Source organism: Thermomicrobium sp. CFH 73360 (genome assembly GCF_023806465.1).
Classification (GTDB): Bacteria; Chloroflexota; Chloroflexia; order Thermomicrobiales; family Thermomicrobiaceae; genus Thermomicrobium.
Genome location: NZ_JAMSLS010000005.1, coordinates 24,296 through 50,521, shown reverse-complemented (window position 1 = coordinate 50,521; position 26,226 = coordinate 24,296). Strand labels below are relative to the sequence as shown.

General features: G+C 61.3%; 25 protein-coding genes, 1 tRNA gene and 1 pseudogene. 16 read left to right on the top strand and 11 right to left on the bottom strand.

All coding sequences use genetic code 11. The features are described 5' to 3' along the window. Positions 1–58: 58 nt before the first annotated feature. A complete protein-coding gene (locus NET03_RS09895) occupies positions 59–700 on the top strand; it encodes a glycerol-3-phosphate acyltransferase (RefSeq protein ID WP_252128753.1) in 642 nt (213 codons plus the stop codon). A gap of 6 nt (positions 701–706) precedes the next feature. Beyond that, positions 707–1,549: a DegV family protein gene (locus NET03_RS09890; RefSeq protein WP_252128752.1), complete on the top strand. Its 843-nt coding sequence runs from the start codon at positions 707–709 to the stop codon at positions 1,547–1,549. Positions 1,550–1,766: 217 nt separating this feature from the next. On the opposite strand, the gene NET03_RS09885 is transcribed toward NET03_RS09890, so the two are convergent. The 3 genes and pseudogenes from NET03_RS09885 to NET03_RS09880 all read right to left on the bottom strand — a co-directional run bounded on the left by NET03_RS09885 (position 1,767) and on the right by NET03_RS09880 (position 3,251). After that, positions 1,767–2,177: a PCYCGC motif-containing (lipo)protein gene (locus NET03_RS09885; RefSeq protein WP_286207386.1), complete on the bottom strand. Its 411-nt coding sequence runs from the start codon at positions 2,175–2,177 to the stop codon at positions 1,767–1,769. A 471-nt stretch (positions 2,178–2,648) separates the two neighbouring features. Then, positions 2,649–2,756, bottom strand: a pseudogene (locus tag NET03_RS13840) (dienelactone hydrolase family protein); the annotation flags it as partial. 12 nt (positions 2,757–2,768) lie between these two features. Further along, entirely contained in the window at positions 2,769–3,251 is a 483-nt protein-coding gene (locus tag NET03_RS09880; protein WP_252128751.1) for a dienelactone hydrolase family protein, read from the bottom strand. A 637-nt stretch (positions 3,252–3,888) separates the two neighbouring features. On the opposite strand from NET03_RS09880, the gene NET03_RS09875 reads away from it, so the two are divergent. From NET03_RS09875 to NET03_RS09865, 3 genes are read left to right on the top strand one after another with little or no spacing between them, the layout of a single operon-like run. Then, entirely contained in the window at positions 3,889–4,830 is a 942-nt protein-coding gene (locus NET03_RS09875; RefSeq protein ID WP_252128750.1) for an NAD(P)/FAD-dependent oxidoreductase, read from the top strand. Beyond that, on the top strand, positions 4,811–5,050 hold the full coding sequence (locus NET03_RS09870) for a hypothetical protein (protein ID WP_252128749.1): 240 nt from the start codon (positions 4,811–4,813) through the stop codon (positions 5,048–5,050). Before NET03_RS09875 ends, NET03_RS09870 begins: the two co-directional genes overlap by 20 nt. Before the next feature lie 23 nt (positions 5,051–5,073). Beyond that, positions 5,074–5,418 (top strand): hypothetical protein, encoded by a 345-nt coding sequence (locus tag NET03_RS09865; RefSeq protein ID WP_252128748.1) that lies wholly within the window; start codon positions 5,074–5,076, stop codon positions 5,416–5,418. Positions 5,419–5,988: 570 nt separating this feature from the next. Here the strand turns inward: NET03_RS09865 and NET03_RS09860 are convergent. From NET03_RS09860 to NET03_RS09845, 4 genes are all read right to left on the bottom strand, one after another. Then, a complete protein-coding gene (locus NET03_RS09860) occupies positions 5,989–6,282 on the bottom strand; it encodes a hypothetical protein (RefSeq protein WP_252128747.1) in 294 nt (97 codons plus the stop codon). A 145-nt stretch (positions 6,283–6,427) separates the two neighbouring features. Further along, complete coding sequence (locus tag NET03_RS09855) at positions 6,428–6,679, bottom strand: TM2 domain-containing protein (RefSeq protein ID WP_252128746.1); 252 nt, start codon at positions 6,677–6,679, stop codon at positions 6,428–6,430. Further along, positions 6,672–7,124, bottom strand: coding sequence for an ImmA/IrrE family metallo-endopeptidase (locus NET03_RS09850; RefSeq protein WP_252128745.1), 453 nt, complete (start codon positions 7,122–7,124; stop codon positions 6,672–6,674). Before NET03_RS09850 ends, NET03_RS09855 begins: the two co-directional genes overlap by 8 nt. Positions 7,125–7,267: 143 nt before the next feature. Further along, positions 7,268–7,714 (bottom strand): helix-turn-helix domain-containing protein, encoded by a 447-nt coding sequence (locus NET03_RS09845; RefSeq protein WP_252128744.1) that lies wholly within the window; start codon positions 7,712–7,714, stop codon positions 7,268–7,270. Between the two features lie 590 nt (positions 7,715–8,304). Between NET03_RS09845 and NET03_RS13615 the strand changes: the two genes are divergently transcribed. After that, the gene (locus NET03_RS13615; protein ID WP_286207375.1) at positions 8,305–8,439 is read left to right on the top strand and encodes a hypothetical protein; all 135 of its coding nucleotides are present in this window, start codon (positions 8,305–8,307) and stop codon (positions 8,437–8,439) included. An 85-nt stretch (positions 8,440–8,524) separates the two neighbouring features. Here the strand turns inward: NET03_RS13615 and NET03_RS09840 are convergent. Next, positions 8,525–8,597: transfer RNA gene (locus tag NET03_RS09840), tRNA-Lys, on the bottom strand. Between the two features lie 555 nt (positions 8,598–9,152). Then, on the bottom strand, positions 9,153–9,605 hold the full coding sequence (locus tag NET03_RS09835; RefSeq protein WP_252128743.1) for a hypothetical protein: 453 nt from the start codon (positions 9,603–9,605) through the stop codon (positions 9,153–9,155). Positions 9,606–9,702: 97 nt separating this feature from the next. Here NET03_RS09835 and NET03_RS09830 point away from each other — a divergent pair, with 97 nt between their 5' ends. Both NET03_RS09830 and NET03_RS09825 read left to right on the top strand, forming a co-directional pair. Continuing rightward, positions 9,703–11,022: an MFS transporter gene (locus NET03_RS09830; protein ID WP_252128742.1), complete on the top strand. Its 1,320-nt coding sequence runs from the start codon at positions 9,703–9,705 to the stop codon at positions 11,020–11,022. An 83-nt stretch (positions 11,023–11,105) separates the two neighbouring features. Then, positions 11,106–13,382: a diguanylate cyclase domain-containing protein gene (locus tag NET03_RS09825; RefSeq protein ID WP_252128741.1), complete on the top strand. Its 2,277-nt coding sequence runs from the start codon at positions 11,106–11,108 to the stop codon at positions 13,380–13,382. A gap of 4 nt (positions 13,383–13,386) precedes the next feature. Here the strand turns inward: NET03_RS09825 and NET03_RS09820 are convergent, their stop codons facing one another. Both NET03_RS09820 and NET03_RS09815 read right to left on the bottom strand, forming a co-directional pair. Continuing rightward, positions 13,387–14,487 (bottom strand): M24 family metallopeptidase, encoded by a 1,101-nt coding sequence (locus NET03_RS09820; protein ID WP_252128740.1) that lies wholly within the window; start codon positions 14,485–14,487, stop codon positions 13,387–13,389. A gap of 16 nt (positions 14,488–14,503) precedes the next feature. Next, positions 14,504–15,649 carry an amidohydrolase family protein gene (locus NET03_RS09815; protein ID WP_252128739.1) on the bottom strand — a complete coding sequence of 382 codons (1,146 nt, stop codon included), beginning with the start codon at positions 15,647–15,649 and terminating at the stop codon, positions 14,504–14,506. A 119-nt stretch (positions 15,650–15,768) separates the two neighbouring features. Here NET03_RS09815 and NET03_RS09810 point away from each other — a divergent pair, with 119 nt between their 5' ends. The 8 genes from NET03_RS09810 (at position 15,769) to NET03_RS09775 (ending at position 25,604) form a co-directional block, all read left to right on the top strand. Continuing rightward, positions 15,769–17,007 carry a GAF domain-containing sensor histidine kinase gene (locus NET03_RS09810; protein ID WP_252128738.1) on the top strand — a complete coding sequence of 413 codons (1,239 nt, stop codon included), beginning with the start codon at positions 15,769–15,771 and terminating at the stop codon, positions 17,005–17,007. A 10-nt stretch (positions 17,008–17,017) separates the two neighbouring features. Then, complete coding sequence (locus NET03_RS09805) at positions 17,018–17,659, top strand: response regulator (RefSeq protein WP_252128737.1); 642 nt, start codon at positions 17,018–17,020, stop codon at positions 17,657–17,659. A 13-nt stretch (positions 17,660–17,672) separates the two neighbouring features. Continuing rightward, complete coding sequence (locus NET03_RS09800; RefSeq protein WP_252128736.1) at positions 17,673–18,365, top strand: nucleotidyltransferase family protein; 693 nt, start codon at positions 17,673–17,675, stop codon at positions 18,363–18,365. Then, complete coding sequence (locus NET03_RS09795; RefSeq protein WP_252128735.1) at positions 18,337–20,334, top strand: S9 family peptidase; 1,998 nt, start codon at positions 18,337–18,339, stop codon at positions 20,332–20,334. Before NET03_RS09800 ends, NET03_RS09795 begins: the two co-directional genes overlap by 29 nt. A 437-nt stretch (positions 20,335–20,771) precedes the next feature. Then, positions 20,772–21,647: an FAD binding domain-containing protein gene (locus NET03_RS09790; RefSeq protein WP_252128734.1), complete on the top strand. Its 876-nt coding sequence runs from the start codon at positions 20,772–20,774 to the stop codon at positions 21,645–21,647. A 12-nt stretch (positions 21,648–21,659) separates the two neighbouring features. Then, the gene (locus NET03_RS09785) at positions 21,660–22,160 is read left to right on the top strand and encodes a (2Fe-2S)-binding protein (RefSeq protein ID WP_252128733.1); all 501 of its coding nucleotides are present in this window, start codon (positions 21,660–21,662) and stop codon (positions 22,158–22,160) included. Between the two features lie 4 nt (positions 22,161–22,164). Continuing rightward, the gene (locus NET03_RS09780; protein WP_252128732.1) at positions 22,165–24,510 is read left to right on the top strand and encodes an aerobic carbon-monoxide dehydrogenase large subunit; all 2,346 of its coding nucleotides are present in this window, start codon (positions 22,165–22,167) and stop codon (positions 24,508–24,510) included. Between the two features lie 77 nt (positions 24,511–24,587). After that, positions 24,588–25,604, top strand: a complete 1,017-nt coding sequence (locus NET03_RS09775) for an XdhC family protein (protein ID WP_252128731.1) — start codon at positions 24,588–24,590, stop codon at positions 25,602–25,604. The last annotated feature ends 622 nt before the right edge of the window (positions 25,605–26,226 follow it).

Genomic DNA, 26,226 nt, shown 5'->3' with positions numbered 1-26,226 from the left:
GAGCATTCACCATATCTCCTATACTATATATGGCGTTCTTCGTAGATGTGGTGCCGATATGGACACGATTGTCCTGCTGGTCACCGGATTTCTGCTCGGTTCCATTCCGACGGCCCAGATCGCGGCATATCTCCTCGCAGGAACTGACCTTCGAGAACGGTTTCCGACCGTCAGTGGATCGGGCGTGTATTACGCGGTGGCACGGTGGGCCATCGTGCCTGTTGGGCTCGTCGATGTCACGAAGGGTGGACTGGCTGCGTACCTGCCGTACCAGTTTGGAGGAGGAGCGGGGATGGCGGTCGCCTGTGGGCTGGCAGCTGTGATCGGGCACAACTGGTCTCCGTGGCTGGGGCTTCGCGGGGGACGCGGCCTGAGTCCGTTTCTGGGGATGCTTCTGGTGGTGTTTCCGGCAGGAGTGCTCGTCCTCTTGGCAGCGCTTGCGATTGGGCGTCTGGTAGGTCGAACGCCTGTCCTGGCGCTCTTCGGACTGGCAGTACTTCCTGGGGTCATCATTTTCAGTGGCGGGTCAGATGCTGCCCTACGTGGCAGCGCTGGCATGCTGCTGATCACAGTTCTCAAGCGGCTGGAGGCGAACCGCCGAAGGTTACCACGAGATCCAGCGCTCCGCCGCGAGGTGCTTTGGCGACGCTTCTGGTACGACCGGGACGAGGAACGGTGGCCGCCGGAGGTGGGGGAGTAGTGACGGATGCTCGGGATTGTCACCGATAGCGTCGCTTGCTTGCCTGCAGAGCTGGCCGAGCGGTACGGGATCCGAGTCGTTCCAGTACGCATCGTGCGAGGCGAGCGCGTCTACCGGGATGGGGTCGATGTCTCGGTTGAGGAAGCGTTCGCATGGCTGGCCGCGGGGGAGATTGTCACGACGTCGCAACCGGCGGTTGGTGAGTTTGTGGAGGTCTACGAGGCGCTGAGTCGAACCGTGGAGGGAATTGTCTCGATTCATGTCTCGTCGGGGGTCACTGGCGTGTACCAGGCTGCCGTTGCGGCGGCCGGCATGGTGACCGGCGTGCCGATCACAGTGATCGACAGTGGTGCAGCGACGATGGCGGAGGGTTTCCTGGTTCTCGAGGCGGCGCGTTGTGCCGAGCGTGGTGCCGGTCTGCGTTCAGTTGTGCAGCGGGTCGAAGAGCTTCGCCCGCGGCTGCGCTTCTTCGCCGTGCTGGAGACGGTGAGTTTTCTGGTGCGTAGCGGACGTGCGCCCTGGCTTGCCAAGCTCGCGGTCGATCTCTTACAGGTCAAGCCGATCCTCACCCTGCGGGGCGGTGAGATCGTGTCGCTCGAGCGAGTGCGCACTCGGAAGCGAGCCATTGACGCCATGCTGCGTCGCATGGAGCGCGACGTTGGTGACCGTCCGCTGCACGTTGCGGTGCTGCACGCCGGTACGCCTTGGGAGGCCGAGGCGTTGGCGCACGAGATCGCGCAGCGTTTCCGAACGGTTGAGCAGTATGTGACTTCGTTCAGCCCGGCGATGGCCCTGTACACCGGCCCGGGGTTGCTTGGTCTTGCCTACTATGCGGACGATGCGCCATGAGCGACCCCCGCACCGGCGGCGATCAGGTCATGCTGGGTGGAGGTAGGTGACCAAGGTAATGCCGGAGAGCGCATGCTGCCACGAGGTGTTCCGTGGCAGCATGCCGCAGAGTGGAGCAGACAAACAGGACGTTGATCCCTCTTTGGGTTGCCCGGAGAGCCGCGAAGGCGAAGCACCAGGCGGTCCTGCGGATCGGGATGCAACGGCGTCAGTCACCTCATGGCGGCCATGGCGTGTCCGTGCCAGGACCGTAGCTGCTGTAGGTCTGGTCAATATAGGCACGGATCTCCCGAAGTGGTCGCCCTTCAGCTGTGAGCCGCATCACGTCACGCGTGATGTCGATGCAGATCGCTCAGCCAAAGGTCATGCGACCCAGCACAACCGAACCGTCTGGACGGAACTCCTCAATCGAACAGTCCAGGACCGAGCGGTGTCCCTGCTCACCGCAGCCGCAGTAGCAAGGGAAGTACTGGAGGATTTCGGGGTGTGCAGCCGCGTAACGGTACGCCTCCTGGGCTTCCGGTGAGGCTTGGTAGAAGATCGGTGGCCAGCGATCCCGGGAAGGCCACGCGACGAGTTCCGAATCACTGGAGGAGGATCCTTGCCCACACGCAACAAGGACGGGCATCGTGGCGAGACCGATCAGGAAGTGGCGTCGGGTTATGGTCCAGCGGTTCGTCATGCGATAGCCTCCCGCAGAGAACCAACGCAGCAGTCCGCTGTGTGCATTGTGCCACCCCAAGCGTGACGACTGGTATGGGAGTTTTCCTGAGGGAGTGCGCATTCTTTCTTGTGAATGGCCGATGCGCTTGGTGCGGATTCGCAGTGACGAGACGCGGCCAACGGAATTTCTCACGAGCGGAGATCCGCTTCTGGTGGCAGCAACCGGTTTCAGTTGCAGTGGTCGGTGGTTCGAAGGAGGGATACCTCGAATAACCGCACGCGAGAAATGCTGAGGAGCGGTGTTGAAGATTGCGAGTTTCTTGGTGCCTTCCGGGGCAGTACGGTGAGCTCACCAGTGTGGCACCGTCGCCTTTTACCACTGTTCGAGAAAGGAGATCCGGCTCTGCCGATGGCCGCCACGGCGCACGAGTGTGTGTCAGCGGGCCAGATGGCGCCGGAGAAAGACGAGCGTACGACGCCATACCTCGATTGCAGCCTCAGGACGATAGCTGGCACGCGTGTCATTGAAGAAGGCGTGTGGCGCGCTTGAGTAGCTCTAGAGTTCAAACTGCGTGGCCGCGGCCTCGAGGAAACGACGAAGTCGTTCTACCTCACTCGGCGAAATATCCAGATCCGCCTCGCCGGAGCGACCGAGCAGTGGGCAATGCAGTGATCGCACTTGTTCGATCGAATTGGGGTTACGCCCAGGTAAAGACGGCGGGAGTCCCGAAGAAGGCACTCGCGTAGGTGGCGAGTAAGGAAAGCGTGCCACCCGTGTAGAAGTCGACCACGTTGACGGTGGAGCCAACGACATCGTCGCGGGAAAGGGGAACCGAGCTGCCGCAACGAGTTCTGCGACTGCCTGCTCGCCCTCGAGTTCCATGGCCAGATGACGCGCCTCGTCAAGCTCCGTCCCGATCTTGGCATGGTAGAGGATGGGTGCAAGGGCGACGAGACCCTCGGCAGCGAACCGATCAGTGACGTCTTTCATCTGCGGTTCAAGCCCCCACCACTCCTGAATCACGACGACGCCTGGCATGGGGGTTCATGCTGGAAGTGCGAGGTGGCCGGGTGTCTCGATACTGTCGCTCGGGAAGACAATCATCCGGCTTATCGGTCTCCGCCTTTCCCACCATTCACGGGCAGAGCCTGCGGCTATGTCGGTGTTCGGGGATCTCCGGGGCTGATGAACACTGCAGCACGAGTGTATCGCGTCACTCCCGTGCAGGGGATTGGGGGATGCAAGTAGGAAAGCGACGTCACGACTGGTTCGTGAAGAGACTGCTTTGGGATTGCAGCTGGTGTGAGCAACCAGCGAAACCGCGAGAAGAGTCTTTTCAGGGTGCCTCTCAAATGAGGAAAACGCCGTGGAGTAGTTCGTCGGCCGGGCAAAAGGAAACCCGTCAGATCAACTTCTTCCGCAGTGGGTGAGATCGTTGCGTTCGGAAGCATATTGCCTTTCCATGGCACGGGATGGGGCTCCACCGGTGCTCATGAAGACACTCTTTCCGATTGATTACCCAATGACGACACAACGCCTTCACTCAAACGCGTTGCCGTTTTGGTTCTCACGATTTATGCTGCGAGAGCGGAAGGATCCGGTGAAGATAAAGTGCGAAACCCCGTCTGTTGAGTAGCCGGAGCCCTCAGGCGCGTGGGTCTTGAGAGGGGTGGTTATGAAACGCGTCGTCATTCTCGGAGGAGGGTCAGGTGGGGCAGTTGCCGCCAGTCGGCTTGGCAAATGGGCGCGACCGGGCGAGTTTGAGGTTGTGCTGATCGACCGGAGCGAGTGGCACGAGTTTCGTCCCAGTTATCTCTGGGTAGCGGTCGGAAAGCGGGAGCCAGAGGAGATTCGGCGCCCGTTAGCGGCCCTGGAGCGACGCTACGGGACACGTGTTATGCGAGCGACTGTGACAGGTATCCGACCGGAGACGCAGACCGTCGAGACCGACCAGGGGAATGTAGAGTACGACTACCTGATTGTCGCGTTAGGGGCGGAGCTCGTGCAGACGCCGGACGTGGCTGGATGCGAGGCCCCGTGGGAGCTTGCCCCAGCGCTGGCACTTCGCGAGCGGTTGCGCACCTTCGCTGGTGGGCGGGTGGTGGTAGGACCGCTCTCCTGGCCGTATCGGTGTCCGCCGGCGCCGTTCGAAGTCGCATTTATGCTGAAGTACCTTGCTGAGCAGCGCGGGGTGGTGGAGCGCACGCACATCACGGTGTTCCATCCCTGGAAAGATCCGATGGAGACGTTCGGCCCGCAGATGGTGGAGGGATTCCGCCGGTTCCTCAACGACTTTGGGGTGCACTTTGAACGGGGCTTCGTCTACGTGCGGGACGATCCTGGGAGAAGGGTGATTGTTGCGGCTGACGGGCGGGAGTTAGCGTACAACTTTTGCCATCGTGGTGCCACATCATCGGAGCCCCGAGGCGATGGCGATAAGGAACTCGCTATTGACAACAGCGGACGGCTACATGGACGTTCTGCTTCCCTCGATGCGTTCACCTCGGTTCGAGACGGTGTGGGGAATCGGCGATGTGGTAGCCCCCACGATCAGGCTCGGTATGGCCGGTGTCTTTGCACACTTCCAAGCAGAGCATGTGATCGGCCAGATCATTGATCGGGAGCGTGGGGCGTTCCTTGGCGAGTTGTACAAGATGGTGGGAATCTGCGTGATGGATACAGGGTATATCGGCGCCGCGGTCTGGTGCAACTTTACCGATAAGGTTTTTGGCCGTTCAACAGTACCGGATTGCTGGTTGCTGGGTGGGATGCGGGCCTTTCGAGCGGTCAAGGTCGGCTTTGAGCGGTACCGGTTTGCGAACCTCTTCGGGCACTAGGGGGTGTCATGAGTGGGTAAGAGATGGCTATGGGTCTCCATGGAACTCCGGAGCAGCAGGAACGGCTGGAGCGTCTTCTGGTGCGGGTTGTTGACCAGGCCGACGTGATCGAGCAGCTGCTCGAGACTGTCGAGCTTTTGGCTGGGAGTGGTCGTCCTGCAGGCATCAATGCGGTACTCGCCAAGTTCGATGAGACCTTCAGCGCGATCAATCGGCCTGAGTTCATAGGGATGGTTGCCAATGCCATGATGTTTGCTTGGCTTACTGAGTCAGCTCCGCTACGAGCCATTCTTTCGCACGCATGCACCAACGGTGGAACTAGGAGCAGACCTTTTTGGGATCCAGGGGCGTACCACGGGAGGTGGTGAACACGAGGTTCCATTTGTACCCAATCCACGCCGGACAAGCAGCCAGTCGCGCTCTTCGCGCTGCCGAGCGCGATGACGGCGCAGCGCAGCGCGCAGGGCCTCAGGAACCCGAAGCAAGCGTCCTGACGAGCCACTTTTCAGTGGTAGCAACACTGGTTTCCTCCCGATCCACTGCAGCTGTTGGATGACGCACAGAAGCCTGTGCTCGAGGTCGACATTGTCCCATGAGAGCCCCAGCAGCTCGCCTTGATGAAGGCCCAATGCCAACGCGACGGTATAGAGCGCCTCGAGTCGAGCCCCGCGGACGGTAGCGACGAAACGGCGTGCCTCTTCGACAATCCAGGCGCGATGCTGGGCAGGATCGCGCTGCGGTGGATCCGTCAGTGCAACAAAGTTGCAGGCAACAGAGCCCCTCTTGACCGCGTCCTTGAGCGGACCACGGAGGACGATGCGGCAATAGTCCGCCGTTCGTGGGGACAGACCACGTTCAAGCCGTGACGACACGAACTACTGCACGCGGTGCGGTTGCAGCTTGGCAAGTGGTATGGCGCCGAGCACGGGGACAAGGTGTCAACGAACGATCTGCTCGTAGGACCGAAAGGTCTTGGGGCACAGGCGGGTGCGAATGGCAGTGAGCCACTGGGTGAGGAACTCGCCGACGGTTGTGCGTTCGTCGAGGACCGGTAGGCTGCGTTGGACGTTTGCAAGGAGGATGGTGAGTTTTTCTTGGACCTCCCGTCGGGTGCGCCCGTAGATCGACTTGCGGACCCAACGACCATTGATGAAACCCAGACCGACCTTCGCCTCCCAGCGACCATCGGCACGGTGATAGAGTGTCCCCTCAAATCGGCCACGGCGTGGCATTCACTAATCAGCCTTTCCAATGTAGTACGGTGTTCACCTAGGTTTAGACCTGACTCATGATCGCCAGATCGCGCACGATAGTGGTAGCCACCTCTTCGTTGTACTGCGAGACGAGACTGGGGAGGCGAAAGAGGTCGATGAACCACTAGACGAGGAAGCCGCCGGCGGTCAGCCAGAACAGAATCTGCCAACCCCAGCGTCCAAGATAGGCGTAATGCCAACCGAGCAGAAGCCACAGCAGGTATGCCGTACCGAGGCTCTTACGGCGCCGCCGGTAATAGTCGACGAATTCTTGTTGTCGTTCCGCTGGCAGGCGGCAGAGCGTGTTTCGGACCGCGGATGGCAAGGTGCGAACGAGATGCTCTGGGAGATAGAGTTCTCGGGCTTGCTCAGACATGACACACCTCCGCGGAGACATCCTGGACCAGAACCGTGTCCGTGTGTCGACGCCGTGCCTGCATAATCGGCTGGCTCAGGTCATGTGCGAGTGAACTCGGAAGTTCACCGAGTAGGGGGATCGCGGCAAGGGTGTTTGGCACCGAGCAGCGCGCCGCAATTTGCTCTAGGCTCCGTGTCTCACGAACGACCCATTCAGGGATCAGGAGGTAGGCTGCAGCATGGTTTGCTCGGCGTTCGATCCGCTCGCGCAACCAGTGAGTCAACAGGGAATCGTCGGCTGCGCACAAATGGAGGACCGAGGGATCTCCCAGGATGACATGTGCCAGCTCGTGCGCGATGACCCAACGGCGCCAGGAACGAGAGAGGTCGGCACTGATCTCCATGCGGCGGACTGGACCGATCGTGATGGCGAACCCGTTCAGTGGCCAGAGCCGTGGCGTCATACGGAGCTGAAACCCCTCGGCTTCTGCTGCCTCTTCGATGGGAACCGGTAGGGAGCAGCGACGGTGCAGGTCGTAGCGGCCGATGAACTCCTGGAGCCGTTGTAGCGCATCGCCGCGCAGATGTATGCTCGCGTTACCCCCTATTAGCTACGGTCCCGCGTGTCCTTATCCTGGAGCGCCTCGTACTCCTGGATAGCCTCTGCGATCGCACGCATGAGGTGTGATCGGACATGAGTTGGTAACCGGCTTTGCTCGATCCACTCGCGAAACTCAAACAATTCTAGCAGATTTTCGTAATAAGTGTCGGCGCGGCCGATGAGTTCCTTTCCGCGGCGGAGGTGGAGTGCTTTGAGAGTTTGTTCTTCTGGTTCGGATCCAAGGAGGGCATCAGTCCGCACACCGAGGGCGTCTGCGAGACGTTGCAGGACCTCGCGACTCGGGCCGCGCCAACCATTCTCGTAGACAGCGATGGTATCCGGGCTGACATGAACGAACGCAGCCAGTTCCTTGCGACTGAGGCCGAGAGCCTCACGAAATCGCCTCAGGCGCTTTCCAAATGAGACGTCCTCTGGTCGTCGCTCCCGTTTCATACCTTCAACGGTAGGGGAATCCAGTGACGGACGGTACGCGATTTTCGTGCAGTTGGATCGGGAATGTTGTGCAAGACGTACGGCATGACCGATAATGGCAGCCTCCTTCCATGCATCAGATCAGTCGAGGACTCGTGGGCCACCCCACGCTTGTAGCCGCATCGCGCCATCGGCAATGGCTACACGATTCTCTCGACATCTCGAACCACCGCGGACTGGACGTAAAGCACACTGTATTGTACGATGGGCACAGGAAGGAGCGGTATGAGGGTGATAACGGCAAAGCTCGTCGCGCTACAGGAGGAGATGGGACTGAACAATGCCGAGATGGCCAAAGTGCTTGGGATTTCTGGACCAGCACGGTCCCGGATCCGGCATGGGCAGCGAGAGATGGGCCCCAGGATCCTGCTACGGGCGCTGTATGTCTTCCCGGAGATCTGGTCCGAGTTTTCGTTGGCCAAGGCCAGTGCCCTAGGTACGGATCCCAGTGCTCTATGTCGGCATGTAGCGGTCGTTTGTAACCCGTGTCGGTGTCTTGGGCGTTCATGGTCAACCCCCTCTACGACAAGTGTAGCTGGGAATGGGGAGCGATGACTATACCGTCTGATGCGCTTTTCTCCGTCCCAGATGAGGAACGCCTTGACCGCGTGTTGCAGCGGCTTGCACAGTTCGTCGCGGGCCGGCTTCGTGAGGAGGTTCGTGCCGAAGTGGGAGCACGCGGGTAACCCGCCCGCGGTATGGTCGTCAGATTGGTCGTCAGAAACCGTTCGCCCCGGGGTGGCCCGGGGCGATTTCCTTGATTTTTTGCGGTAGGCCGCGAGGGACTCGAACCCCCAACCCGCTGATTAAGAGTCAGCTGCTCTACCAGTTGAGCTAGCGGCCCATGACCCGCTCACCACCAGGAAGAGTATACGCAGCTTCTCAGTGGCGTGCAAGGTTGTGTAGTGCGGCGGGGTTGCCGTGCGCATGGCGCCATTCGCGTCAGGAACCATCCCGCAGGTTGCGGGGGACGAATACGGTACGTGCTCCCCTGAGCAGATCTAACCGGCAGTCGTCTCCAGTGGCTGAACATCCAGCATTTACCATGGGAAATGCCTCTTGGCTGATGGTGGTGTGAGTGGCCTGCCGAGCAAAGTGGACAGAAAAGCGGACAGGGGCTCTCTGGTGTTGGGCAACGTCAGCGGAGCAGAACGCGGTTTGCGGCAACTACTGTTCTGCCAGTGGGCGTGCCGTGGAAAACGCAGACGTACCGGTCGAAACGGTGAGTTTCACAGAGACCGCGCAGTGGTGGCGAGAGCGGGTCACATGCGATGACGGCTGGTATTCAAAAGCGTGCCGTGTGGGATTGGCGGACACGCCGGCCGCGAGCCGGGGGAAAGGAAGCGAGGCAGGGCTGGCGAGAAGGCGCTCGGCAGACCTAACCCGAGGTGAGTACAGGTTAGACAGAGGGTTCGACCGAATCTGCGTGACCCATGCGGGTGGGCCAAATCACGCGTGCCCGGTAGACAAGCGAGGATGCCAGGAGCACGATTCCCAACAGCCCGAGCACCGGTTGGAGCGGTGCGAACCACTGCAGTGCCCCACCGCTACCCAGAAGCAGCAAGACCAGCTTATTGCACGTGGGGCAGCCAACGGCAAAGTAGGTGGTAATGGTGCCAGCGACAAGCCGACGCTCCGGAAGTGGGCAGGCAGCGGGCCAAGCGTAGGTAGCAGCCAGCGCCGCGGCCAGTACGACCGTGATGCCAAACACGAGATAGTCGACCGTGTCAGGTGGAATCATCCGCCCGAAGATCGGATTCGGCACGAGGGCAGTGGGTACACCAATGACCAGCACCGTCAGGGCGGCACCGAGGATTGTGTAGAGTACGACGCGTATGACACCTGGCTGCACTGAAGATTCCTCCCATCAACCCATCGGAGTGTACCAACCCGGTAGGCGGTATTCATGATACGCTGCTCTACCGACTATGGTTGGAGGGAGGAGGGCGGTGGCTGTTCGGTGGACGGAAGCGCTGGCTGCCTTGCGCTTCCGTGACTTCCGCCTACTCTGGGCCGGGCAATTTGTCTCCATGCTTGGCACACAGATGCAGACAGTCGCGCTGAGCTGGCTCGTGTATGAGCTGACTGGCTCGCCGGCCCAGCTCGGTGGTATCGCGCTGGCGCGCGCGATTCCGACGATCAGCCTCTCACTGTTCGGCGGGACACTGGCCGACCAAGTGGATCGCCGGAGACTCTTGCTGGTGACGCAGACAGTTGCGGCGGCGTTGTTGGCCGGCCTTGCCGTCTGTGTCAGCTTGGGGTGGACAGTACTACCACTGTTGTACGCCTTTGCTTTTGCCTCTGCCGCGGCGATGGCGTTCGATGCACCAGCCCGACAGGCCCTGATTCCGGCGTTAGTTCCACGCGAGCGATTGGCGAACGCCTTGACACTGAACGTGCTGGCGTGGGACGTTGCGGCGGTCGCTGGACCTGCACTTGGTGGCCTCGTGATCGCGCGGTTGGGGGTTGCGGCAGCATTCTGGGCTGATGCGCTGAGCTATTTCGCTGTCGTGGCTGCTCTCCTGCTGATGCGGCGCGACATTCCGATTCCCCAACCGGAACGGCGTGGTTGGGAAGCGTTTACGGATGGTCTCGCCTTCGTGCGGCGACGGCCCGTCCTCTGGCAACTCATGCTGCTCGACTTCTTCGCTGTTGTTCTGGCATCTGCGACGGGGCTCCTGCCAGTCTTTGCCCGGGACGTGCTCGGAGTGGGACCGGAAGGCCTCGGGCTCCTTTTTGCCGCGCCGAGTATCGGCGCTATTGCGGGAGCAGCTCTTTTTGCGTTCCTTTCAATGCCGAAGCATCCCGGGCGAGTGATGGTTTGGGTGGTTGTGGGGTACGGTGCGTCCCTTGCCTTCTTCGGAGTGAGCCGCTCGTTCTGGCTCTCCCTCACGCTGCTCGCTCTCTCTGGTGGGCTCGATGCCGTCAGTATGGCGCTACGGCATACCGTCCGGCAGCTGGCGACGCCGGATGCCTATCGTGGCCGGATCGGTGCACTCGCCTCGGTCTTTGCTGCTGGTGGGCCACGCCTGGGGCAGTTCCAAGCGGGTCTCCTTGCCAGCGTTGTGGGGCCAGCGGGTGCGATGGCGTTGGGTGGGATCGGATGTGTCGTGGTCGCGCTCGCGAGTCGCTGGTGGGCGCTCGATCTGTGGCGATACCGCGGTGAGGAACTCACTGAGGTGCATCCCGCGAGAATGCACGGTGAACACAGCAGCGCTCCGGCAGGCATACGATCAGGAACGCTGTCCGATTTGGGAAGAAAGTCCTAGTGGTGACTGACAAATGGTCGGGTAAGATGGAAGTACGCTCGGTGGAACCGAGATCACTTGCGCCGGGAAATGAGGCGATAAACGTGGAGAGGTCGAGCGATCTCAATCTGATCATTATCGACCAAGATCCAGTGCGACGAGCTGCCGTAGTGCGTTTGGCAGAAGCACTTGGGGTCGGCCAAGTGGTGACGCTGGAGGAATGGCCTGAATCGTTCACCTCGGCACTTGTTGAGAAACCGACCGTTGTTCTGGTTGATGGAGCGCAGCTCAGCCGTTATGCGCTCGACCTCTCGACGCAGGCACGGTCCGGGCTCTTGTTCGTGGCGATGGTGCACGGTGAGTCAGGGACGACGCCGGAGTTTTTGGCTGCTGGCTGTGGTGCAGTGCTGTACGATCCGATCACAGTCGTCGACCTGGAGCGGATCGTCGCATTGGCCAAGTCGGTACTGGAGCGGGAGCGCGATCGGGAGCGCCGTCAGCTTGTCAAGCTCAATGCGTTGCGGCAGGTGGAAGCCGACCTCACTTTGCTGGCTGAACTGACACCCGAGTGGCTGATGCAGAGTCTTCTGCTTCTGCAGAGAATTCTCGAAGTTCCGGCGTTGGCGGTATGGCGGGTCGACTGGGAGAACGACGCACTTCTCAATGCGGGTGCCATCGGGCTCCCAGCGGCGTTTCTACGTGAGGTCGAGCGGCAGGCGCATGGGCGAGCGGCGGAGCTCGTGCACCGAGTATTGGAGTCAGCTGTCCGACCTGTCGATATGCGGGAAGGATCCAGTGATGAGCGAGTGGTCACAGCCCCAGAAATCCGCCGCGAGACCGGGCTCGAGGCAGGGATCGTAGTGCCGATCCGGCGCGCCGGACGGGTCGTTGCCTTGTTCTCAGTCTATCTTCGGCGGATGGAAGATTTCGACCGTGCTGATATGCAATTGTACGACTCGGCAGCCGAAGCGTTGGCAGTGGCCTGGACGGTCGCTGAAACTCGCCGGGAACTCCTCTTGAACCAGCAACTGTATCGTGCGCTTGTTGAGGAGCAACCGGTTGGGAATCTCCTGTGCGCAATGGATGGAAGTGTGCGGCTGGCGAATGGTTCGGCGGCTCGGCTCCTCGGTTATGAGCGTCCGGAGCGCCTTCTTGGTGTACGACTGCCAGAGGTGGTCCGAACTCTTGCTCCACTACCATGGGACGAGTGGTGTCAGCGTCCAGTGGGGGCACCATCTGTTGGGGCGGTCATCCCGGTGCTGTCCCTTGACAAGCGGCTTCGGATTCTTGAGTTTCATGCGCGGATTGTCGAACTTCCTGGAACCGGTGCTCGGTGGGAGCCGCAGGTACAGCTTGTCCTTCAGGACGTGACACTGGAACGGCGTCGCCTGATGGAGCTTGAGCTGCTGCACGATTTGACGCGGATGGTTAGTGAGGACCGCAATCTCGATGCGGCCTTTCAGATAGTGGCTGATCGATTACAACGGGAGTTCGGATATGGGCTGGTCGGCTTAGCCTTGCTCAGCCCGGATGGGTCGCGCTTCGTGGGGCGGGCAGTTCGTGTCGAAGGTGGCCTGACCTACAACGAATGGCGGGCCGATCGAGGAGTAACGGGTCGAGCAGTGCGGGAGAACCGGGCCCAGTTGGTGGTGGATGTGCGCCAGGATCCGGACTACTTCGATCCGCAGCCGGATCTCCCGATGGAGAGCGAAGTGGTGGCAGTGCTCCGCCGGAATGGTAAGCCGATTGGTGTCCTTAACATCGAGAGCAGGAGGGGACACCGGCTTGACCAGGAGGATCTCCGGTTGGCACTGAATATTGCCGTACATCTGGAGCTCCTGATGCGTCAAGTGGAACTGACGGAGCAGCTAGAGCGCCAGGCACTGAGTGATCCGCTGACTGGATTGCCGAACCGGCGTGCACTGCTTGAGCACCTGCGACGTGCACTCCGCGATCGCCGGGTGGAGAGCGTAGTGGTGATCCTCATTGATTTTGACGGATTCAAGACCCTCAACGACGAGAAGGGGCATCTCTTTGGAGACTCGATGCTACAAGCGGTGGCGCAACGCCTCGCGCAGTCGCTGCGCCCGAGTGATCTCGTCGCGCGCTACGGGGGTGACGAGTTCGCAGTGGTGCTCGCTGACGTGAATCTCGAGGTGGCGGAAGAAGTTGCGGAGCGACTGCGTCACGCGATAGCCGGTTTGCCGTTCCAGGTTCGTGATGAGCTTGTTCATCTCACAATCTCGTTGGGCATTGCCGTCTCTCCACAGCATGGCGATACGCCAGACATGCTGCTCCGTGCGGCCGACGAAGCGCTGTATGCTGCCAAGCGGCGCGGCGGGAATGCGGTTGCGGTCGCTGACAAGCATACGGCGCGTTAATGTGTCACGGCAGCTCAAGCAACTCATGGGGAGAGGCGGTAAGTCGCTCTGCGCCTTCTTCTGTGATGATAACGACGTCTTCAATGCGGAGTCCCCAGCGGTTTGGAAAGTAGACGCCGGGCTCGTCGGTCACGACCATCCCGGGCTGCAGCATGTCCCGGTTGCCTTGGACGAGATACGGAGGCTCGTGAACGCTGAGCCCCAGTCCATGCCCGAGGCGGTGAATGAACGCTTCGGCGAGGCCGTGTTGGGCGAGCACCTCACGGGCGATCTGGTCGATCTCCTCGCAGGGCACGCCAGGACGCATGGCTGCGAAGGCAGCCTGTTGTGCTTCAAGCACGGCCTCGTACGCGGCTGCGAAATCGGGGTCGCGGAGCGAACCAGCGACCGGCGTCCGCGTCATGTCTGCGTAGTAGCCTTGGTATGGACCTCCAATGTCGATGACCACAGGATCACCAGGTTGGACGATGCGATCACTGGTCGAATGGTGCGGTGAGGCGGCGTTCGGGCCGCTGGCGACGATACAGAATTCGACGTGGTCAAGTCCCGCTTCGAGTAGCCGTTCGGTCAGACGCCACGCGATCTGCTGTTCTGTTCTCCCGACGAGCTGCTCGCTCGCGCAGAAGCGTGCCCAGGCGGCGTCGACGCGAGCGACGGCCTCGCGGAGGAGGACCAGTTCAGCAGGGCTCTTGACGATGCGGAGGGTCTGGAGCAGAGGGCTGACACGGACGAAGCGGCGATTCGGCAGCTGCTCCTGAAGAGGGAGGAGAAATGCGGCCCAAAACTCATCGTTGATGCCGATTGTGTGCGCAGCGAATCGTTCGAGCTGAGACGCGAGAAGTTGAAGAGGATCTTCGCCGTCCTTCCAACGCAGTACGGTGCCAACACCCACCTCTGCGAATCGTGGCGCTTCGAGTTCTGGAACGACGAGAACCGGCTCACCGTCGCAGGGAAGCACGAGCGCGAGCAGTCGCTCACTCGGGCTTGCTGGTTGCCCAGTGAGATACCGGAAGTCTGCGGAGGGACCGATGAGCGCGGCATCGATGCCATGCTCGGCAAGGAGCGAGCGTGAGCGGGCGAGCCGGTGCTCAAGTTCAGTGCGCATACATGACCCCCTGCTTCTACGATGGGAAACGATAGATGCGCTGGGCATTCCCGTAAAGGAGCAAGGTGGCATCCGTCTCAGCGTCGGCGAGCGTTAAGAGCCCCTCATCGATCAATGCGCCGAAGGCACGGACGATCGCGTGGCGCCAGATCCGCGCGACGAACCATTGGCGCTCTGGAAGGAACTGGCCACCCGTAGAGGCGAGCAGCTTGGTCGTGGGGACACTCGCGAGGAGTTCGCGCAGCAGCACAGGTGCCTCGCTAGGACGGCTCAAGAATGCTGGACCAGGATCAAGGTACAGGTGCGGATAGCGGCGGGCGAGGACGAGTGCGTGCGGATGCAGGCGAACGGCACTCACGAAGACAAGCGGGACGTGCTGATAGCGTGGTTCATCGAGAACGATCTGAAAGAGCGACGGATCGTCTGCGTGGGGATCTCGGGCTGATCCCTGAGCCAGAAGAATCTGGAAGGGAAGGCTCAGTTCTGCGGCGACCTCGAGCGCGACCCAGAACAGTGCGGAGAGGAGTCTCCGATGCTGCAGCTGCCCAAATGAACCGGCGTCGATCTCGGCGCGGACTTCGTGAAACGAGCGGTCGGCCGTGGCGACATCCACCGGCTGGATGGCGAGCGACGTTCGCTGCGGGAAGTCGCTGACAAAGCCGAGCGCGCCGCGACCGACTGCCTCGGCGAGGGATTGCGCGAAAAGGGTACGGAGTTCGTCCCAGGAGGAGCAGTGCGGGAGGAGCCGTTCGGCAAGCGACTCGATCGGAACGAGAGATCCGACGGGGCGTTGGATGATCGCTGCCCACTCGGTAGGGGAGCGGGTCATTTCGTCTTCGGCAACGATGGCACAACAAGGGCCAAGGCGCGCGTCATCCGCGAGGACCCGTTCGTACTCATCAAGAGAGCGTTCAGCACGGGCGGCAAGGACAGCTTGTTCGGTTGGGTCGCAACCAAGGAGTTCAGCGAGCCAGCGAAGTGCGAGGCGATAGGGAAGCGTAAAAGGAGCCGAGCGCTGTGCGTCCGGCAGAGCGTCAGGCAGGAAGCAACGGTGGAAATATCCGGCAGGGATGCGGGAAGCAAGCCGCTGGGGCGGGGTGCAGGAGTGATCGAAGAGAGGTCGATCGGCTAGCCGCTCGTGGAGCCAATCGCGTGCGGACATATCCCAACTCCCTTCCCGTCCCGCGCATCTCACTGCGCAGCGTGTTCCGCAAGTAATGTCCGGAGCACGGCAGCATTTCGCCGACCTCATGGTACACTGCGGGGTGCTGGAGGTGGCCAATGATCGAGCGCTCGCAGGGTCGAGTCCCCCTGGCCGACCGTGACGATTGGCAAGCGCAACTGGAGTCGCTCTACGCCATCTCGGTCGAAATTGCCGGATTGCGGGAGCTCGGCGCAGTCATGGACCGGGCGCTCGAGTATTGCTTGGCACTGACCGCGTCCACCTTCGGCTTTGTGGGGCTCGTCGACGGACCCGAGACGATGGATGTGGCCGCAATCCGCGGCTTCGTGCCAGATCGACCAGATTTTTATGAGCGATTTCGGAAAATTCCGATTCGGCGAACGATCTTCGGCATCGTGATCCTCGAAGGCCGGCCGAATATTTCCAACGATGTACGGAACGATCCGTTGCATCGTGGCGCACCGCGCGGTCATCCGCCGGTAGAGACGTTTCTTGGCGTACCGCTGAGAGTGCGGGAGCAGACGATCGGAATGATTGGGGTTGCCAATCGTCCGGGTGGATACGATGCAGGGCACGAGCGTCTTTTGAGTACCTTCGCGAATCAAGTAGCGGTTGCGATCGAAAATGCGCGTCTCTACGAGCGGCAACGGCAAATGATCGCGGATCTCCAACAGCTGCACGCGCGGCTCGATGCAGCTCGGGTGGAAGCGCTGCTCCACCAGGAGCGCAACCGGATCGCAGCGGAACTCCATGACCGGGTGGCACAGATGATGTTCGGAATCGGGATCGAGGCGACTTGGTGTCGCGAGCAGCCAGGTGTACCAGAGCCTGTGCGACGGAGCCTCGATCGTATCCGCGAGCTCGCGGCCCGCGGAGCGGCCGAAGTGCGCCGGGTGGTGTACGACCTGGCGGAGTTCCCGGAGAGTGGGCGGGAACTGGTCGAAGAGCTCCGGCGGCTTGTGGAGGCGTACCGGAGCGAGGAGTTGCAGGTCGAGCTGGTCCTCGAAGGGAAGCCGCGACGTCTCCCACACACTCTGGAGGATACGATCCTCCTGATCGCGAGCGAGGCACTCACCAATGTCCGGCGTCATTCCGAAGCGGATCTGGCGATCTTGAGCCTGCACTTCACTGACCACACGGTGACGCTGGTGGTCCAGGACAACGGACGAGGCGTGCCCCCAACGTTGCTCACCCAATGCGCCAATCAGCTTGGGCATGTGGGGCTACGATCGATGCGGCGCCGGGCTGAGTCAGTGGGGGGTGAGCTGCACCTGCAAAACGGTGAAGACGGTGGTTTTGTGGTCCGGGTGGTGATACCGGCGGAACCACGATGGTAGGTGAGCAAACATGAAGGAGAGACCGCTCCGCATCGCGATCATTGACGATCACGAGATTGTGCGCAGCGGGGTCAAGCATATCCTGGAAGGAGACCCAGAGTTCGAGGTCGTCGGCGAGGCGGCGGATGGGCCGAGCGGAGTGGCGATGGTGGATACGCTGCGGCCTGACGTCGTGATCGTCGACGTGCGCTTGCCTTCGATGCAGGGTGATGACGTGTGCCGTCTCATTCGAGAACGCGTTCCCGGCGTGCGCATCCTGATCTTGAGCGCCTTTGGTGAGGACGAACTGGTTTACCGGTGTCTGGTGTCAGGGGCACAAGGGTACGTTTTGAAGGATATTGTGCACTTTGACTTAAAGGAGAGCCTCAAGGCGATCGCTCGCGGCGAGGCAGTGCTCGATCCGCGCGTGGCGACAGCTGTCATCGAACGGCTACGAAGCCGTGAAACTCCGAGCGAGGTACCCCTCTCGCCGCACCAGTTCTCAGTGTTGCGTCTGATGGCGCAAGGGCTTTCCAACCGCGAGATTGCTGAACGGTTATTCCTGAGCGAGAACACTGTGAAAGGATACGTCCAAGAGGTGTTGCGCCGCTTGGGAGCTCGGAATCGCCTCGAGGCGGTGATGATCGCGAACCGGCGTGGTTGGCTGAGCTAAAGGTGTGGTGATTGTGCGGATTGGTGCAGTTGTCCTTGCTGGAGGCCGTTCGGAGCGTTTGGGCCGACCAAAGCAGCTCTTGCCGTGGGATAGCCGAACGCTGATCGAGACAGTCATTGACGAGGTGTGTCGCACGCCGAGCCTGACGGCGGTTGTGGTGGTTCTGCGCCTCGAGGTTGCGGAGCAATTGGGTGTGCAGCCAGGTGAGTCACTCGGTTGTGCGCGCGTGGTGCTCCCGGAGGCTGAGAATGAGGGCTGCGCTGCATCGTACCGGAGCGGGTTGACGGCACTGGGGGACTCTCGGCTGGACGGCGTCGTGATTGTCCTAGGGGACCAACCAGGACTGAGGGCAGAGACGATAGAGCAGGTGGTGAAGGTTTGGTCTGCGTCAGGTGCGCCGCTCGCGGCGACGCGGTACCGGGATGGGGAGGGACATCCGCTCGTCTTTGGGAAGGAGCTGTTCGGGGAACTGGTAGCCCTCCGCGGGGAGAAGGCAGCGTGGAAACTGGTGGATCGGTACCGGGATCGGGTGCTGTGGGTGGAATTCGACGAGCCAATGCCACGAGACATCGATACGGAAGAGGACTATCGTGCCGTACGGGAGGCCTGGGAGGGCCGAGCCCGCACGGAGGGGTGTCTCCTTACCCGGTTGCCGGAACGTGAGAAGGGAGGGGTCGGTGACAGGCGAGAAGGAAATGCGGAGTGATCTGCTCACCGTTGATGAACTAGTGACAATGCGACGGCCATCGGACGTGCACATGTCCCCTGATGGGGGGCTTGTCGCCTACGTGGTGCGGCCAGTGAGTCGAGAGGGAGAGCACTGGGAGAGCAGTATTTGGATAGTGCCGTTCGATGGTGGTGAGCCACGGCAGTTCACCAGTAGGTTGTGGCACGACGAGCAACCGCGCTGGTCTCCAGACGGGCGGCTTCTGGCGTTCCTTTCAGACCGTGCCGAGCGCGGGAAGGCGAGTGTCTACGTCATGCCGCGCGACGGTGGGGAGGCGATTCGCGTTTTTGAGCAATCTGGTGAAATCGCCGAACTGCGCTGGGCGCCTGATGGTCGGTATCTCTCCTTCCTGATGGTGGAGCCGGAGACGGAGGAAGAAAAACAGCGTCGAGAGCGGCGCGACGATGCGTGGGTCTGGGATACCAATTGGAAGTATCGGCGTCTCTGGATTCTGGACCTTGCGACGAGGCAGGCGTGTCTGGTCTCCCCGGAACGGGTCCAGGTGTGGGGGTATGCGTGGGCGCCGGACAGTCGGCGTGTGGCGCTCGCGATCAGCTGGTCGCCGCGAGTGGATGACCTGAATCGGGAAACCGCAGTTGCCGAGCTAGAAGTCGAGGGGGGCAGCTTCCGGGAGCTGTTCCGGGTGCGAGGGCTTGCAGAGGATCTCGTGTGGTCAGCGGACGGAGAGTGGCTGGCCTATCGGGGGCCGGCTGGGCGAGTGGTGCACGGTGAGTATGTGTTTCGGCGGCGTGTTGATGGAGGAGAGGCGGAGTGCCTTACACCCAGCTATCCAGGAACGGTAGAACATCTGGGCCCCTACCGTGGTGGAGAGCAGCTGGTCATGGTTGGGTATGAAGGGGTGAACGCGCGGGTTTATCGCCTGGGGTGGGACGGAGAGCGGCAGTTGCTGTGTCCGCGGGTTGAAGGGAGTTGGCACGGGCCGGTAAGCGGGAGTGCGGATGGTGAGCGGTGGGCTGGGGTATGGTCGGACGGGGAGCACGTGCCGGATGTGTGGGGGTGGCGCGCTCCGCACGACATATCCCAGTTTGATCCACTGAAGGGGTCTGATTCTGAAGAATTTCATCGTCTTACCCAGCTTCATGCTGAGATTGAAGCCAAGCTGTGCCCTGTACGCGTGATTGAGTGGCAGAGTGACCCCGGCGTCCAGGTGCAGGGGCTGCTGGTTTTGCCGCGGGGCGAAGTAAAGCCCCCGTACCCGCTTGTCGTTCAGATCCACGGTGGTCCAACGAGCCTGTGGGCCAATGAATTCGCCGCTTCTTGGCATGACTGGGCCCAGCCACTCGCCTCGCGCGGTTGTGCCGTTCTGCTCCCGAACCCGCGCGGGAGCACCGGGCGAGGGACGGAGTGGGTGAATGCGCTCTTCGGTGACGTCGCCGGGGGAGAATTCCGTGATGTTCTCGCGGGGGTGGACTTTCTGGTCGCACAGGGCCTGGCTGATCCTCAGCGGTTGGGTGTCTCCGGTTGGAGCTGGGGAGGCTACTTGACCGCTTGGACAGTCACACAGACGAATCGCTTTCGGGCCGCATTTATGGGTGCCGGACTCTGTAATCTGATCAGCGACAATAATTTGGGTGATATTCCTTCTGCCAATCTCTCATATTTTGCGCAGACTCCGTCTGAGGATCCGGAACCGTACTGGGAACGGTCACCTATCCGCTATGTATCGCGCGTGTCGACGCCGATACTCATCGCGCATGGTGAAGAGGACGAGCGCGTCAGTGTCTGCGAGAGTATCCAGTTCTATCGAGCGCTGCAGTTGCTCGGGAAGCCGGCCACCCTGGTCACCTATCCCCGAGAGAAGCACGGGTTTGAAGAGCGGCAGCATCAGCGCGACCTCTTGACGCGCATTCTTGCCTGGTTCGCAGAGCATCTTGACTTCCCAGCGCCGGAGCGAACTGCCGCGCCGGTGTCGCTTGCGGCGCAGTAAGCGGACGCTAGGTGCGGTGGGTAGGATCACCGCCTCATTGTGTGATTCTCGCTGTGTTGCGCGCCAGCGCTGGTGATGACCGGTATCGTCAGGCACTGTGTCGCACGCGGAAAGAGGAAGATTCGACACGAGACACCAAGAGGGCTAGTACACTTATGCGTCCTCACCCTGCGCCTTGAGACGCTGACCTCCTCCGATCCGGTGATCTTACCCTCCGAACGGAGGGTGAGAAGACCACTGATCGGACTGTTTCCCCACTCGGCGCCTGCCTGTTACACTCCTCTTGTGAGGAGAGGAACCCAGTAACACAGTTGTGGCCGAGCCCTAAAGGTTCGTGCGTCTCTAGTACGCTGGCCGATCATCTGTCGGCCCAGCTGGTGGCTGCGCTCGGGAGCGCGAGGACACGGCGATCGATCCGGAACGAAAGGAGCCGAACGATGATTCCGGGGCCATTCCGGTACCGCAGGGTTCGCTCCGTGGACGAGGCTGTTGCACTGCTCTCCCAACTGGGAACCGATGCGAAGATTTTGAGTGGGGGGCAGAGTCTGATCCCGATGATGAAGTTTCGGCTTGCTGAGCCGACTTATCTTCTTGATATCAATGCGATTCCTGGACTCGACTTCATTGAGGAGCGCGACGGGATGCTCCATCTCGGTGCACTGGTGCGGGAGTCCACGCTCGAGCGCTCGTCGCTTGTGCGTCAACGCTATCCCATCCTGCACGACACGGCTGAAGTGATCGCGGACCCGCTGGTCCGCAATCTCGCGACAGTCGGTGGTAACTTGGCCCATGGCGATCCAGCGAATGACCATCCGGCAACGATGCTCGCGCTGCGCGCGCAGGTGGTCGCGCGTGGACCGAACGGAGAGCGTATTATCCCAATCGATGACTTCTTCGTTGACACGTTCGTGACTGCGCTCCAACCGGACGAACTCTTGACGGAGATTCGCATCCCGGCCCCACCGCCGCGATCGGGCGGAGCATATCTCAAGTTTGAGCGCAAGGTCGGCGACTATGCGATCGCCGCGGCAGCGGTGTTCCTCGCGCTTGACGAAGCGGGGCGGATCACGCAGGCCGGCATCGGGCTTACGAATCTGGCGTACAAGCCATTGCGGGCACTCGATGCGGAGCGTGCGCTGCTTGGCCAGCAACCAAGCGAGGAACTCTTCCGACATGCTGCGGAACTGGCGGCCCAGGCGACCGATCCAGTCAGCGACTTGCGCGGGCCAGCGGACTATAAGCGTGCAGTTGCTCGGACGATGACGCTGCGCGCCTTGCGCCGGGCTCTGGAACGCGCTCAGGCGAATGCCTGAAAGGGGGAAAAGGTGGAAACGTTGCCGATCCAGGTAACAGTGAATGGTCGTACCTATACTGCCGAGGTCGAGCCTCGGTTGCTGCTGGTGCACTTCCTGCGCGACGTGCTGAATCTGACCGGGACACATATCGGTTGCGATACGACGAGTTGCGGCGCTTGCACGGTGCTCTGGAACGGTCGGCCGGTCAAGTCCTGCACGGTCTTCGCGGTGCAGGTCGACGGTGGCGAAATTCTCACCGTCGAGGGTTTGGAACGCGACGGACAGCTGCATCCGGTGCAAGAGGGCTTCTGGGAAGAGCATGGGCTCCAGTGTGGCTTCTGTACACCCGGGATGATGATGACCGCCGTCGCACTGCTCAACGAGAATCCGGATCCAACGGAAGAAGAGATCCGCAAGGCCATTTCCGGCAATCTCTGTCGATGTACTGGGTACGTCAACATTGTCAAAGCCATCCAGTATGCAGCCCGCAAAATGCGCGAAGGCGCGACCGTCCATGTGGGAGGAGCGTGAAGCGATGACAGCGACAGCAGTTCGTGGGATCGGGATGCCCGTAAAGCGCAAGGAAGATCCGCGCTTCATCCGGGGTAAGGGCACCTACGTGGACGATATCAAGTTGCCCGGCATGCTCTTCATGGATATCGTGCGGAGCCCACACGCACATGCCCGGATCAAGCGGATCGATGTCTCCAAAGCGTTAGCGATGCCGGGTGTCATTGATGTGATTACTGGCGAGGAACTCGCGAAGGCGAACCTCGCTTGGATGCCGACACTCATGGGTGACCGGCAAATGGTGCTGCCGACCGACCGGGTCGTGTACTACGCCCAGGAGGTGGCTGCGGTCATCGCGACCGATCGTTATACTGCGGCGGATGCCGTGCTGGCCGTCGAGGTGGAGTATGAGCCGCTTCCGCCGGTGCTCAACCCATTCGAGGCGTTGAAGCCTGATGCACCGTTGGTCCGCCCGGATCGCGAGCAGAAGTCGAACCATATCTGGCATTGGGAGGCCGGCGACAAAGAGAAGACGGATCGTGCCTTCCAAGAGGCCGAAGTTGTCGTCGCGCAGGATCTGTACATCCCGCGCATCCATGTGGCCTCGATTGAAACCTGTGGGTGTGTGGCGAACTACGATCCGGCAACCGATAAGTTGACGATCTGGATGACCTCGCAGGCACCGCATGCGCATCGCACCGTCTTTTCACTCGTGACCGGCATTCCGGAGCACAAGATCCGCATCATCTCGCCGGATATCGGCGGTGGATTTGGTGGGAAGGTGCCGGTCTATCCGGGGTATGTTATCGCCACGTATGCGACGTTGAAGCACAAGAAGCCAATCAAGTGGATCGAGGATCGCTCCGAAAACCTGCAGGCCGATTCCTTTGCGCGAGACTACCACATCCACGCCGAACTCGCTGCGACCCGTGATGGGAAGATCCGTGGGTTGCGTGTCCACGTGGTGGCCGACCACGGCGCGTTCGATGCAGCAGCGAATCCCTCGCGTTTCCCGGCTGGCCTCTTCAGCGTCTGTACTGGGTCTTATGACATGGAGGCGGCACACATTCAGGTCGACGGGGTGTATACGACCAAGCCGCCCGGAGGTGTTGCCTACCGCTGCTCGTTCCGCGTGACCGAAGCAGTGCACACGATTGAACGAATGGTTGATCTCTTGGCTCATGAGCTTGGCATGGATCCGGCCGAGATCCGCTTCAAGAATTTCATCCAGCCACACCAGTTCCCGTACAAGTCGCCGACCGGCTGGGAGTACGACAGCGGCAATTATCCGGCCGCGCTGCAGAAAGCACTGGATATGATCGGGTACCAGGAGCTCCGGCGGGAACAGGCTGAGCGCCGTGCTCGCGGCGAGCTGATGGGAATTGGAATCTCGACCTTTACCGAAATCGTCGGTGCCGGCCCATCGCATACCTTCGACATTCTCGGCATCAAGATGTTTGACAGTGCCGAGATCCGGGTGCATCCGACCGGCGCCGTCATCGTGCGGATCGGTGTCCAGACGCAAGGGCAGGGGCACGAGACGACGTTCGCACAGATTGTCGCCGAGGAGCTCGGGATTCCGGTTGAGTACATCACTGTCGAGCACGGAGACACGGATACGGCGCCCTACGGACTAGGTACCTATGCCAGCCGGAGCACCCCGACGGCCGGTGCAGCGACAGCGGTGGCAGCGCGCAAGATCCGCGAAAAGGCGCGACTCATCGCAGCGCATCTCCTCGAGGTCAGCCCGGATGACCTGGAATGGAAAGACTACGCCTTCCGGGTCAAGGGCGCACCCGACCGCTATAAGACGATGCAGGAGATCGCTTTTGCAGCCTATACCAACTTCCCGTTTGGTCTTGAGCCGGGGCTCGAGGCGGAGTGCTACTATGATCCGCCCAATCTGACCTTCCCCTTTGGTGCCTATGTCTGCGTCGTGGACATTGACCGCGGGACAGGACAAGTCAAGATTCGCGAGTTCCTCGCCGTCGATGACTGCGGGACAATCATCAACCCGATGATTGTCGAAGGGCAGATCCATGGTGGGCTGACGATGGGTATGGCGCCAGCGCTCTTCGAGGAGATTGTCTACGACGAGAACGGGACGATGCTCACCGGTACCTTTATGGACTACCTCCTGCCGACGGCGGTGGAGACGCCGCACTGGAAGACGGCAAAGACGGTCACGCCCTCACCGCATCACCCGTTGGGGGCGAAGGGCGTTGGTGAGAGTCCGACGATTGGCGCGCCGCCGGCCATCGTCAACGCGGTCGTCGATGCACTGAGCCATCTGGGCGTGCGGCACATCGATATCCCGATCACGCCGGCGAAGGTCTACCGTATCCTCCAGGAAAAGGGCGTGGCGGAGTAAGACCGAAGGGAGGGTGCGGGTGGTCTCCCGCTCCCTCCCACTGTCCACTTTTGGTGGCGAGCGAGTAACAGTGTGCGATGACGCGTTCAAGTGGTGACCGGACACAACTGGGGCGCGATCTTTTCATGCTCGCGGTGGAGCTCCGTGAGCGAGGTATTCCCTTCGTCCTTGCGACCGTCGTGTGGAGTCAAAGCCCGACGTCAGCCAAACCAGGGGCGAAGGGAATCGTCACCGCAGACGGTGCACTCTTTGGATGGGTTGGTGGAAGCTGTGCCCAGCCAGCGGTGATGCGGGAAGCGATTGCTGCGCTGCATGATGGGCAGGCACGAATCCTCCGCATCGACCCGGCAGGAGCTGAAGGCGCGCCCATCCGACCAGGAGTGGTGGTGGCACCGATGACCTGCCACAGCGAAGGAGCCTTGGAGATTTTCTTGGAACCGTTCCTTCCTGCGGCGCAACTGTTGATCTACGGCGAAAGTCCCGTCGCTGATGCCCTCCTGCGCCTTGGCAGTGCAATGGGGTACTACGTTGTTGCCTTCCGGCCCGGGGCGCCAGGTGCCCCGGCGGAGGCCAACGAGTGGGTCGATGGCCTCGACCCCGGCGAGCGACCGCGACGGCGACCAAGTGTCGCGATCGTCGCCAGCTTGGGGGCCTACGATGAGGACGCGATCGAAGCGGCACTCCGCGCCGGGGTACCACTGGTAGAACTTGTCGCCAGTCGGAAGCGCTTCGCGGCCATCCGCGCAGCACTTGCGTCGACCGTGCCTGGCGAGTTGCTCGAGCGAGTGAAGGCGCCAGCCGGACTTGATATCGGTGCGACGAGCCCGGAGGAGATTGCGGTCAGTGTGCTTGCGGAACTTATTGCGCGCAAGCAGGATTGGCGCAGTGCCTGGCGCCCCGAGGGTGCAGTCGCAGCCGTGCCGGAAGAGGCAGCTGCCGAGGCAATCGATCCGGTGTGCGGGATGACTGTCGATCCGCGTACGACACGTCACGTTGCTGAATATCGCGGCCAGCGCTACTACTTCTGTTGCCCAGCCTGTCGACGGCTCTTTGAAACGGATCCAGAGTCATATCTTGCGTCGACACCCCGCTAGTCGGGTCTGATCGCCCAACTCCGGAGACTTCTCCCTCTCTCCATTCAGTGCACGTGCCGGAGCTCGTACTGCTGGCGGTCGGCGCCAACTGTGAGACGGAGATGTGGGCGGCCGAACGCCGCTGTACTCCTCTCCGGTGATCTGTTCGCAAAACAGACCATGGAGGCGTGAGATGACGCTCATCGCAGCGGTGATCGCTCGGTCTCTGCCGCTCGCGGGACGTTGACTGTGCGCAGGAGAGGTGAGGGAGTCACCCTCCCTTGGCAAGAGAGGGAAGAACACCACTGTATCGGAGGGTGAAGAGGGTTGCAGCCCGCTGTGGCTAACGGTGTGATGGCGCATGCCAAGCATGAGGGCGGGGCGGCCTGGTGGGTACCGCCCCGAAGAGAGGGGTAGAGAGGGGGAAACTGGAGGTGCAGAGAGGGTATTCGTGTACCGACTCGAGAGGAAGACCGAGCCGGCAATTCAGTGCAGCGCACCGATCACCTCTCGGCATGAAGCCGTTCGTGCCTGGCGCTGCGAACGTCAGTGTAACGCAACATGGTCGCCGTGTCTGTCGGGAAAACTTAGACATCGACCTCGACAGTTCGGTGGCTGTGAGACTGCCGTGCGGTGACGATCC

What these genes read in the sequence shown, in the direction of transcription:
- NET03_RS09895 (WP_252128753.1), top strand. Translation starts at nt 59, where the DNA reads ATGGACACGATTGTCCTGCTGGTCACCGGATTTCTGCTCGGTTCCATT.
- NET03_RS09890 (WP_252128752.1), top strand. Translation starts at nt 707, where the DNA reads ATGCTCGGGATTGTCACCGATAGCGTCGCTTGCTTGCCTGCAGAGCTG.
- NET03_RS09880 (WP_252128751.1), bottom strand. Translation starts at nt 3,251, where the DNA reads ATGCCAGGCGTCGTCGTGATTCAGGAGTGGTGGGGGCTTGAACCGCAG.
- NET03_RS09875 (WP_252128750.1), top strand. Translation starts at nt 3,889, where the DNA reads ATGAAACGCGTCGTCATTCTCGGAGGAGGGTCAGGTGGGGCAGTTGCC.
- NET03_RS09865 (WP_252128748.1), top strand. Translation starts at nt 5,074, where the DNA reads ATGGCTATGGGTCTCCATGGAACTCCGGAGCAGCAGGAACGGCTGGAG.
- NET03_RS09860 (WP_252128747.1), bottom strand. Translation starts at nt 6,282, where the DNA reads ATGCCACGCCGTGGCCGATTTGAGGGGACACTCTATCACCGTGCCGAT.
- NET03_RS09855 (WP_252128746.1), bottom strand. Translation starts at nt 6,679, where the DNA reads ATGTCTGAGCAAGCCCGAGAACTCTATCTCCCAGAGCATCTCGTTCGC.
- NET03_RS09850 (WP_252128745.1), bottom strand. Translation starts at nt 7,124, where the DNA reads ATGACGCCACGGCTCTGGCCACTGAACGGGTTCGCCATCACGATCGGT.
- NET03_RS09845 (WP_252128744.1), bottom strand. Translation starts at nt 7,714, where the DNA reads ATGAAACGGGAGCGACGACCAGAGGACGTCTCATTTGGAAAGCGCCTG.
- NET03_RS13615 (WP_286207375.1), top strand. Translation starts at nt 8,305, where the DNA reads ATGACTATACCGTCTGATGCGCTTTTCTCCGTCCCAGATGAGGAACGC.
- NET03_RS09820 (WP_252128740.1), bottom strand. Translation starts at nt 14,487, where the DNA reads ATGCGCACTGAACTTGAGCACCGGCTCGCCCGCTCACGCTCGCTCCTT.
- NET03_RS09815 (WP_252128739.1), bottom strand. Translation starts at nt 15,649, where the DNA reads ATGTCCGCACGCGATTGGCTCCACGAGCGGCTAGCCGATCGACCTCTC.
- NET03_RS09810 (WP_252128738.1), top strand. Translation starts at nt 15,769, where the DNA reads ATGATCGAGCGCTCGCAGGGTCGAGTCCCCCTGGCCGACCGTGACGAT.
- NET03_RS09805 (WP_252128737.1), top strand. Translation starts at nt 17,018, where the DNA reads ATGAAGGAGAGACCGCTCCGCATCGCGATCATTGACGATCACGAGATT.
- NET03_RS09790 (WP_252128734.1), top strand. Translation starts at nt 20,772, where the DNA reads ATGATTCCGGGGCCATTCCGGTACCGCAGGGTTCGCTCCGTGGACGAG.
- NET03_RS09780 (WP_252128732.1), top strand. Translation starts at nt 22,165, where the DNA reads ATGACAGCGACAGCAGTTCGTGGGATCGGGATGCCCGTAAAGCGCAAG.
- NET03_RS09775 (WP_252128731.1), top strand. Translation starts at nt 24,588, where the DNA reads ATGACGCGTTCAAGTGGTGACCGGACACAACTGGGGCGCGATCTTTTC.